The sequence below is a fragment of the Nonomuraea indica genome (assembly GCF_002850745.1).
Lineage (GTDB): Bacteria > Actinomycetota > Actinomycetes > Streptosporangiales > Streptosporangiaceae > Nonomuraea > Nonomuraea indica.
Map to the genome: position 1 here is coordinate 179852 of NZ_KZ559480.1, position 9310 is coordinate 189161.

Annotated in this window: 11 protein-coding genes; 3 read left to right on the forward strand and 8 right to left on the reverse strand. The window is 73.0% G+C overall.

From position 1 onward, the window contains the following. From rbsD to CXR44_RS30945, 6 genes are all read right to left on the reverse strand, one after another. A partial coding sequence (rbsD, locus tag CXR44_RS30925; RefSeq protein WP_245899592.1) for a D-ribose pyranase occupies nucleotides 1-305 on the reverse strand: 305 nt, incomplete at its 3' end. Next, nucleotides 302-1228, reverse strand: coding sequence for a ribokinase (locus tag CXR44_RS30930; RefSeq protein ID WP_245899594.1), 927 nt, complete (start codon nucleotides 1226-1228; stop codon nucleotides 302-304). The genes rbsD and CXR44_RS30930, both read right to left, overlap by 4 nt. Before the next feature lie 5 nt (nucleotides 1229-1233). Further along, nucleotides 1234-2190 carry a D-ribose ABC transporter substrate-binding protein gene (locus tag CXR44_RS42015; protein ID WP_342748618.1) on the reverse strand — a complete coding sequence of 319 codons (957 nt, stop codon included), beginning with the start codon at nucleotides 2188-2190 and terminating at the stop codon, nucleotides 1234-1236. Between the two features lie 48 nt (nucleotides 2191-2238). Then, the gene (locus CXR44_RS42020; RefSeq protein WP_342748619.1) at nucleotides 2239-3207 is read right to left on the reverse strand and encodes an ABC transporter permease; all 969 of its coding nucleotides are present in this window, start codon (nucleotides 3205-3207) and stop codon (nucleotides 2239-2241) included. After that, complete coding sequence (locus tag CXR44_RS30940) at nucleotides 3191-4699, reverse strand: sugar ABC transporter ATP-binding protein (RefSeq protein WP_101789675.1); 1509 nt, start codon at nucleotides 4697-4699, stop codon at nucleotides 3191-3193. The genes CXR44_RS42020 and CXR44_RS30940 overlap by 17 nt, the downstream gene beginning before the upstream one ends. Then, complete coding sequence (locus CXR44_RS30945; protein ID WP_101789676.1) at nucleotides 4696-5742, reverse strand: LacI family DNA-binding transcriptional regulator; 1047 nt, start codon at nucleotides 5740-5742, stop codon at nucleotides 4696-4698. The genes CXR44_RS30940 and CXR44_RS30945 overlap by 4 nt, the downstream gene beginning before the upstream one ends. A 139-nt stretch (nucleotides 5743-5881) precedes the next feature. Between CXR44_RS30945 and CXR44_RS30950 the strand changes: the two genes are divergently transcribed. Next, complete coding sequence (locus tag CXR44_RS30950; RefSeq protein WP_101789677.1) at nucleotides 5882-6853, forward strand: lytic transglycosylase domain-containing protein; 972 nt, start codon at nucleotides 5882-5884, stop codon at nucleotides 6851-6853. 57 nt (nucleotides 6854-6910) lie between these two features. Here CXR44_RS30950 and CXR44_RS30955 read toward each other — a convergent pair whose 3' ends face one another. After that, nucleotides 6911-7318: a YchJ family protein gene (locus tag CXR44_RS30955; RefSeq protein ID WP_101789678.1), complete on the reverse strand. Its 408-nt coding sequence runs from the start codon at nucleotides 7316-7318 to the stop codon at nucleotides 6911-6913. 147 nt (nucleotides 7319-7465) lie between these two features. Here CXR44_RS30955 and CXR44_RS39760 point away from each other — a divergent pair, with 147 nt between their 5' ends. Together CXR44_RS39760 and CXR44_RS30965 are read left to right on the forward strand one after the other, a co-directional pair. Next, nucleotides 7466-7618 carry a hypothetical protein gene (locus CXR44_RS39760; protein ID WP_180903782.1) on the forward strand — a complete coding sequence of 51 codons (153 nt, stop codon included), beginning with the start codon at nucleotides 7466-7468 and terminating at the stop codon, nucleotides 7616-7618. A gap of 124 nt (nucleotides 7619-7742) precedes the next feature. After that, nucleotides 7743-8666, forward strand: a complete 924-nt coding sequence (locus CXR44_RS30965; RefSeq protein ID WP_101789679.1) for a CPBP family intramembrane glutamic endopeptidase — start codon at nucleotides 7743-7745, stop codon at nucleotides 8664-8666. Nucleotides 8667-8802: 136 nt separating this feature from the next. Here the strand turns inward: CXR44_RS30965 and CXR44_RS30970 are convergent, their stop codons facing one another. Next, nucleotides 8803-9009: a cold-shock protein gene (locus CXR44_RS30970; protein ID WP_101789680.1), complete on the reverse strand. Its 207-nt coding sequence runs from the start codon at nucleotides 9007-9009 to the stop codon at nucleotides 8803-8805. Nucleotides 9010-9310 lie beyond the last annotated feature (301 nt).

A 9310-nucleotide genomic window follows, 5' to 3' on the forward strand; every position in this document is an offset into this window, starting at 1 on the left:
AGCGCCTTGAGCCGCTCGTGCGGCACGTACGCCAGCCCCGGCAGGCGCTCGCCGAGCAGGGCGTGACAGGACGGGTTGGCCTGCCGCACCTCCTCGGCGGCCGTGGCGCCCTCCACGACGATCTCGGCGAGCAGGCCGTCGAGCACGTCGGCGAACGACGGGATCCCCGGCACGAACGCCAGGTCCACGACCGGCACGCCCGGCGGCAGCGGCATGCCGCTGTCGCAGACGAGCACCTCGTCGGTGTGCCCGAGCCGGGCCAGGGCGCCGGCCAGGGCCGCGTTGATGACGCCGCCGCGCTTCACAGGGTCTCCACCTCCGCCATCGTCGGGTACGAGCTCTGCGCGCCGGCGCCGCGCACGGTCGCCGCGCCGACGCGGGCGGCGAACGCCGCCGCGCCCGCGAGGGGCTCGCCGAGGGCGAGCCGCCAGGCCAGCGCCCCGGTGAACGCGTCTCCGGCGCCCGTGGTGTCGACGGGCGTGACGCGCGGGCTCGGCACCGGCCGGACGGCGCCGGCCTCGGCCGTCACGGCGCCGTCGGCGCCCAGGGTGATCACGACCGAGCGGGGGCCGAGCGCGAGCAGCGCCTTGGCCTGCCGGGCCGGATCGCCCGCGTCGCCGAGCAGCCACGCCGCCTCGTGCTCGTTGACCACCAGCGGGTCGCACAGTGCCAGCAACTCCTCCGGCACCGCCATGGCCGGTGACAGGTTGAGCACGGGGCGGCGGGCCAGCCGGGCGGCGGCCAGCACCGCCGGGAGCGGGATCTCCAGTTGGAGGGACACGACCGGCGCCGCCCGCAGCAGCGGCGCGGCCAGGCGCACGTCGTCCTCGGTGAGCAGGGAGTTGGCGCCCGGCGCGACGATGATGCTGTTGTCGCCCCGCGGCCCCACCGCGATCATCGCGACGCCGCTGGCGGCGGGCGTGTCGTGCAGGTGGCTCAGGTCCACGCCGTCGCGTTCCAGCGACTCGCGCAGCAGCCTCCCGTGCCCGTCGGCGCCGACCCGGCCGAGCAGCGCGACGCGGGCGCCGAGCCGGGCGGCGGCGACGGCCTGGTTGGCGCCCTTGCCTCCGGGGTGGACGGCGAGGTCGGAGCCGAGGACGGTCTCGCCCGGCGCGGGGTGCCGTTGGACCCTGACCACGAGGTCGGCGTTGGCCGAACCCACCACCACCATGTCGTGGCGGTGGTGGGGCTCGGGACGGCCGCCGGCCTCGTCTCGGGCTTCGCGCACGCCGCTCACGACCCGGTGAACTCGGACAGGTTGTCCTTGGTGGCCACCTTCACCGGCACGTCCACCGTGGCCGGGACCTGCTCGCCGTTGGCGGCCCGGACCGCGTTCTGCACGGCCTGCTGGCCGAGCAGGGCCGGCTGCTGGGCGACGCTGGCGGCGAGGGTGCCCGCCTCGATCGCCTTGAGCCCGTCGGGTGTGCCGTCGAAACCGACCACCTTGACCTGCTTGCCGGCCTTGGCGCCGAGCGCCTTGATGGCACCGAGCGCCATCTCGTCGTTCTCGGCGAACACGCCGGTGACGCCGGGGTGGGACTGGAGCAGGTTCGTCATGACGTCGAGGCCCTTGGTGCGGTCGAAGTCGGCCGGCTGCTGGGCGACGACCTTGATGTTCGGGTACGCCTTGATGCCCTCGCTGAAGCCCTTCCCGCGGTCGCGCGAGGCGGAGGTGCCGGCCACGCCCTGCAGGACGACGACCTCCCCCTTCTCGCCGAGCTCCTTGGCGAGCTGCTCGGCGGCCAGCTTGCCGCCGGCGACGTTGTCGGAGGCGACCGTCTGGACGACCTTGGCGCCGTTGACGCCCCGGTCGACGGCCAGCACCGGGATGTTGGAACGTTCCGCCACCTTGACCGCCGGCGCCGCGGCGTCGGAGTCGACCGGGTTGAGGATGATCGCCTTCATGCTCTGGCTGGTGAAGTTCTGCACCTGGTTGACCTGCTGGGAGGCGTCGTTCTGGGCGTCGGTGACGGTCAGCGTGGCGCCCAGCTTCTTGGCCTCCGCCTCGGCGCCGTCGCGCAGCTGGACGAAGTACGGATTGTTCAGCGTGGAGACGGACATGCCGATCTTGACGTCGGCGGCGGCCGGCGTCCCGCCGCCGGAGCCCGACGAGTCCGTGCCGGCGGAGCCGCAGGCGGTCAGGCCGAGCGTCAGAGCGGCGCCTGCCGCGACCAGAGCGTGGAATCGCATGATGGTTACCTCACTTCGTCTTTCAGGTACGTGGTGGTCTGGAGAGGTTCAGCGGCCGCCGCGGCGGCGGAGCGTGTCGAGCAGGACGGCCAGCGCGATCACCACGCCGATCACGACCTGCTGCCAGAAGGCCGACACCGACAGCAGGTTGAGCCCGTTGCGCAGCACGGCCAGGATGAGCGCGCCGACGAGCGTGCCGAGCGCCCTGCCCTTGCCCCCCGACAGGCTCGCGCCGCCGATGACGACGGCGGCGATCGCGTCCAGCTCGTAGCCGGCGGCCGCCTGCGGCTGGGCCGAGGCGAGTCTGCTCGCCAGGACGATGCCCGCCACCGCGGCGAACACACCGGACAGGGCGTACGTGATCAGCTTCTGCTTGCCGACGGCGATGCCGGACAGCCGGGCGGCCTCCTCGTTGCCGCCGATGGCGTACATCGCACGGCCGGTGTACGTGCGGTTGAGCACGACGGCGGCGATCACGCCCATGACGGCCATCACCAGCACCGGCACCGGCAGGTAGCCGCCGATGGTGTCGCCGAGGCGGGAGACCTCCTCGGGCATCTCGATGGGGCTGCCCTGCGACACCACCAGCGCGAGGCCGCGCGCCACGCCGAGCATGGCCAGCGTGGCGATGAACGGCGGCAGCTTGCCGTAGGCGATGAGCACGGCGTTGACCAGCCCGCACACCACGCCGACGGCGAGCGCGACGAGCGTGGCGAGCGGCCAGGGCAGGCCGGTGTCGGCGGCCGTCCAGGCGAGCACCATCGCCGACAGCGCGGCGACGGCCCCGACGGACAGGTCGATCCCGCCGGTGATGATGACGAACGTGGAGCCGAACGCGAGGATCGCGGTGACGGCGGCCTGGACGCCGACGTTGAGCAGGTTGGTCACGGTCAGGAAGTCGCCGGACATCAGCGACAACGCCACGACCAGCACCACGAGGGCGGCGAGCGAGCCGTTCTCGGCCAGCAGGCTCCTCGCCGCGGACCGGCTGGTCAGCACGTTAGTGGACACGAGCATCCTCCACCTCGGTGACGGCCAGCGCCATCACGGAGTCCTGGGTCGCCTCGGCGGCCTTCAGCTCGCCGACGAGTCTGCCTCTGGCCATGACGAGGACGCGGTCGCTCATCCCGAGGATCTCGGGCAGATCGCTGGAGATCATGAGCACCGCGTGTCCGGAGGCGGTGAGCGAATTGATCAACTGGTAGATCTCGACCTTGGCGCCGACGTCGATGCCGCGCGTGGGCTCGTCGAGAATGAGCACGTGTGCGTCGGCGAGCAGCCACTTGCCGATCACGATCTTCTGCTGGTTGCCGCCCGACAGGGTGCGCACCTCCTGGCCGAGGTGGCTCATGCGCACTCCGAGCTGTTCGGCGACCCGGCCGGCCGACTCGCGCTGGCCGGCGCGGTCGACGAAGCCGGCGCGGGTGGCGTGGCGCAGGGTGACCAGGCCGAGGTTCTCGGCGATGTCGGCGCCCAGCACCAGCCCCTGGCCCTTGCGGTCCTCCGGGACGAGCCCCAGCCCCGCCTCCATGGCGGCGCGCACGTCCCCGCCGGGCAGCCGCCGCCCGCGCACGAGCACCTCGCCCGAGTCGTAGGGGTCGGCGCCGAACACCGCGCGGGCCACCTCGGTGCGGCCCGCGCCGACCAGACCCGCCACGCCGACGACCTCGCCGGCGCGCACCTCGAAGGACACGTCGGCGAACGCGCCGGCCCGGGTGAGCCCCTCGACCCGGAGCAGCGGCTCGCCGGCCCGCTGGGCCTGGCGCGGGAACTGCTGGTCGATGGGCCGGCCGACCATCAGCCGGATGAGCTCCTCCTCGGGCGTGTCCGCCGGCACCTGTTCGACGGAGCGGCCGTCGCGCAGCACCGTCACCCGGTCGCCGAGCTGGGCGATCTCCTCCAGGTGGTGGGTGATGAACACGATGGCCACGCCCCGCTCGCGCAGCTGCCTGACCAGGCCGAACAGCCGCTCGACCTCGGTGGTGGTGAGCACCGCCGTGGGCTCGTCCATGATGAGGACGCGGGCGTTCAGCGCGAGCGCCTTGGCGATCTCCAGCATCTGCATCTGCGCGATGCCCAGCTCGGCGACGCGGGTGCGCGGGTCCACCGTGACCCCGACCCGGTCGAGCATGCCGCGCGCCTGCTCGTGCATCCGCCGCGTGTCGACGAGCCCGAACCTCCGGGGCGGGCGGCCGAGGACGAGGTTCTCGCCGACGGTCAGCTCGGGGACCAGGTTGAACTCCTGGTAGATCGTGGCGATGCCGAGCCGCTGCGCGTCGGCCGCCGTGCGGATCTCGACCGGCTCCCCGTCGACGAGGACGCTTCCGGAGTCGGGCTGGTAGGCGCCCGAGAGCATCTTGATGAGGGTGCTCTTGCCGGCGCCGTTCTCGCCGAGCAGGACGTGCACCTCGCCCTCGCGCAGGTCGAAGTCGACGCCGTCCAGTGCCACCACGCCGGGGAACCTCTTGCCGAGTTTCTCCACGCGCAGGATCTCCCGTGCCTGGCTCACGAGCCGGCCTCCTTTCGCCGTCCGTCCGACCGGCGCGCCTTCGTCGCCGGCCGGGCCTCTCCGCACGACTCGCGGACCACGAGCGCCGCAGGCAGCACGACCGATGTGGCGGTCCTGCCCGCCAGCGCGTCGAGAATCACCCGCACGGCGCGCCGGCCGAGCTCCGCGGTGGGCTGGCTGATCGCCGTGATGCGCGGCTGGATGTGGTTGAACCAGGGGACGTCGTCGAACGAGGCCACGGCGACGTCGCCGGGGATGTCGAGCCCGCGCCTGCGGATCTCGTCGAGGGCGCCCAGGGCCATGAGGTTGTCGCCGAGGAAGATCGCCTGCGGCGGCTCGGGAAGGTCGAGCAGCTCGGCGGTGATCCGCTGGCCGCTGCCGGCGCGGAAGTCGCCCACCCGCACGTACTCCTCGGGGACCTGAAGTCCGTGGTCGGCCGCCGCCCGCAGGAAGGCCGCGGTCCGCTCGCGGCCGGTGGACAGGGTGCCCGGTCCGGAGACGAACGCGATCCGCCGGTGCCCGAGCGCCCGCAGGTGGGCGACCAGCTCGGCGATGGCCGTGCCGCCGTCGGCCCGCACCGACGGGACGTCGATCCCGTGCAGCGTCCGGTCGAGGAAGACCAGGGGCCGCTGCCCCTTGCTGACCTCCTCGACGAGGGGCGTCACCTCGGCGGTGGGGCAGATGATGAGCCCGTCCACGCGCTGCTCCATCAGGGTGCGCACGTAGTGGTCCTGCTGGTCGGCCCGCTCGTCGGCGTTGCCGATGACGACGGTGTAGCCGGCCTCGCGCGCCTCGTCCTCCACGGCGCGCGCCAGTTCGGCGAAGAACGGGTTGAGGATGTCGCCGATGATCAGCCCGAGCGTCCGGGTGGCCTCGGTGCGCAGGGAGCGCGCGACCGCGTTGGGCCGGTAGTTGAGCGCGGCCATGGCGTCGTGCACCCGGTTGCGCGTCTCCTCGGTGACCGAGGGATTGTCGTTGAGCACCCGGGAGACCGTCGCGACGGACACCCCCGCCTGCGCGGCGACATCCTTGATGCGAGCCACCTGACCTCCATGTAATCGGTTTCATGAGGGTATGTAATCGGTTACATGCTTGTGAACAGGCCGTCCATGTGATTCAAGTCACATCTTCCGGCGTGTGCCGCGCCTCGTGCGTGGCGGGCCGGCGCTACGGTGGAGGGTCATGAGACTGGCCCACGGCATGATCGCGGCACCGCTCGTCGTCACCCTGGCCGCGTGCGGCGGCGTGGCGGGCGGCTCGGTGACCGCCCAGCGGCCCGCGCCCGCCGCCTCGGTGGCGACCCCGCCCCCCGTCCCCTCGCCGTCGACGGGACCCGCGGGCTCCTCGCCGTCGACGGGCTCCGCGGGCTCCGGCTCCGCTTCCGACGGGGACGCGCCGGCGACCGACGCCCGCATCCCGGCCGACCCCGCGCAGCTCGCCGCCGCCCTGCACCGGACCACGACGGAGCTGAACTCCGAGATCGACGCCTGGCGCGCGTCCGCTGCCGAGCAGCCGCCCCGGCGGGTCGTCCTGCTCGCCCTGCACCACCAGCGCATCTACCGCGCGATGGCGCGCGACGCCACGCTCGCCCAGCGGACGATCAGGAAGTTGCCCGCGGCGACGGCCGCCCACGCCCGCGACAACGTCACCGCCGTGGGCAGGCTGCTGGCCATGGCCCGGCCCATCAGCGACGCGCAGCGCAAGCGCATGCGCTTCGCCGAGCCGCTGCCCGCCGAGCGGCTGCACGGCTACATGACGCGCGCGGAGAAGCGGTTCGGCGTCGAGTGGGAGGTGCTCGCCGCGATCATGCTGGTCGAGACCAAGTTCGGCCGGGTCCGCTCGGCCAGCTCATCCGGCGCGCAGGGGCCGATGCAGTTCATGCCCGGCACGTGGCGCGCGTACGGGCTGGGCGGCGACGTCCACGACGCCCGCGACGCGATCCTGGCCGCCGCCAACTACCTCAAGGCCTCGGGCGCGCCGCGCGACTACCGGCGGGCGGTGTTCGCCTACAACCACGACACGCGCTACGTCGACTCGGTGCTGGCGCACGCCCGCTCGATCAGGCGCGACGCCCGCGCCTACTACGCCTACCACAACTGGCAGGTCTTCACCCTGTCGGCGAAGGGCGACGTCCGCATGACCGGCCCTCGCTGACCGGAGCCCGCCCGGCTGCCGGGAGGGGGCGGCTCCCTGCCCCGTCGTGGCGGCCCGTCAGCCGGGCGTCGGGGCGGGCAGGGCGCCCGCGTAGACCCAGCGGCCGTCAACGCGGGCGAAGCGGCTGTGCTCCTCCATCTGCCCGGCCCGGCCGCGCTCGACGTAGTGGGCGCGGAAGCGGACCGTCCCCTCGGTGTGCACGACGCTGCCGCCGTCCGTCCGGAGGATCTCCAGACGGACCCACCGCACCCGTGGGTCGAGGTCGAGGCGGGCCGGACGGCCGGCGGGATGCCAGGTGCGCAGAAGGTACGCCTCGTCGCCGACGGCGAAGGCGCTGAACCGGGATCGCATGAGCAACTCCGCCGTGGGCGCCGCGCCCTGGCCGCGGTGGAACCGGCCGCAACAGGCCGGATAGGGAGCGGGCAGGCCGCACGGGCAGCCGGCGGCGGGAGCGCGAGGCGACATGCTCCCATTGTGCCCGCCCCTGGACGGGCGGCCGACCTCGACGCCCTTCACCTCACCAAGGGGATATCTACCGAACTGTACGGAAATGCCCCTTATATCCGGGTAAGCCTCCAGATGCGGACGACTCGGCACGGAGGAGGTGCGCCCATGCTGACCGTGGCGTTCGTGGCGCTCGTACTGGTGCCCGCGGCGGCCCTGGGCATGGTGCTGGCCCTGGCCCGGATCGAGGCGGCACTGTTCGACGAGGAGGAACCACCCGCGCCGCACCCCGGCGAGGGCGACGGCTCCGGACAGCGATGACGGGTTGGTGCTAGCCGAAACAGCATCATCCGGCCTCTGGTGCTATATTCATTAGCACCAGTTTCGGCCACGGGCTCACGAGGCCCCGCGGGCCGTACGACCCCTGCAGAGAAGTGGATCCCCCATGCCCCTCCGGCGCACCGACCTCGCGGTGTTCCTCCTGTTCGCCCTCGGCCTGGCCTGGCTGGTCGCCCTGCCCCTGTGGTTCGGGGACGGGATCGCCTCCCCGCTGCTGCAGCCGCTCGGCGCGGTGATGATGTTCACGCCCACCCTGGGCGTACTCGCCGCCTGGCGGGTCACCCGCACGCCCCGCGCGGAGTTCGCCGCGCGGACGGGGCTCGGGCTCGGCCCCGCCAAGTCCCGCACGTTCGGCCTGATCGCCGCCGCCTGGCTGCTCACGCCGGTGTTCGTGGTCGTGAGCCTCGCCCTCAGTTCCGCGCTCGGCCTGCTGACGCTCGACCTGTCCGGGCTCAGCCTCTACCGGACGGTGATGCGGACCGTCGCCGGCGGCGGAGCCGACGGCCTCGATCCGCACACCGCCTGGGCCGCCCAGCTCGTCAGCGGCCTGACCTTCGGGACGCTGATCACCGTGCTCCCCGCGTTCGGCGAGGAGTGGGGGTGGCGCGGCTGGCTGCTGCCCCGCCTCACCGAGACGCTCGGCGTGCCCCGCGCCCTCCTCCTGTCCGGCGTGATCTGGGGGCTGTGGCACGCGCCGCTCACGCTGCTCGGCTACAACTACCCCGGCCTCGGCGCGTGGGCGGCGGCCCTGTTCACCGGCTTCTGCGTCGTGTACGGGCTGGTGATCGGCTGGCTGCGGCTGCGTTCGGGCAGTGTGTGGCCCGCCGTGGTCGCCCACGCCGCGCTCAACGCCACGGCGGGCACGTTCCTCATGCTCGGCGACGCGGCGGCACCACCCGACCCCGTCGTCGCCGGTCCCCTCGGCCTCGTCGGCTGGGCCCTGCTGGCCGCCCTCGGGGTGGCCCTGCTGAGGTTCCTGCCGGTACGGCGGCCGGCGGACGCGCCCGACCGGCCCGTGCCCGCCGCCTGACCGGTCCCGTCGGCGGGGTGAGACGAGCGGCCGGCTCTCGGGCGAGCCCTGGGCCACGCGGCGCGACGGCCGGAGAAAACGACGAGCCGGGACCCGCGCCCGTGAAGGCGCGAGCCCCGGCTCGGGGTGTCTCAGGTCAGGCGGGAACGATGTTCTCGGCCTGCGGGCCCTTCTGGCCCTGGGTCACGTCGAAGGCCACCCGCTGGCCCTCGCGCAGCTCACGGTAGCCGCCCTGGGAGACGATGTTGGAGTAGTGGGCGAAGACGTCGGCGCCGCCGCCGTCCTGCTCGATGAAGCCGAAGCCCTTTTCGGAGTTGAACCACTTCACGGTTCCGCTGGCCATGTCTTTCTCCTTCTGGTTGACGAACTCGGACCCGCCGAGTGCGAGTCCAGTGCCGCCGCGATGAGCCCATCCGGAGATGACCGGCAACAAAAATGCGCCTCACGGTTACATACCGTCAGGCGCACACAAGTCTCATGGGTACCACAACTGCAACTGCCGTCAGCTTAACACACCCGGCGCCGGTTCCGTCCGGACAGTGGGCAACGCCACAGCATCTGGCGACGGAGGCCCGCCCACGGGGTCGGCTGCGTCCACGGGAGTGGTGTAAGAGTTTGGCCTGGTGACAGGCGTGGTGTCGTGA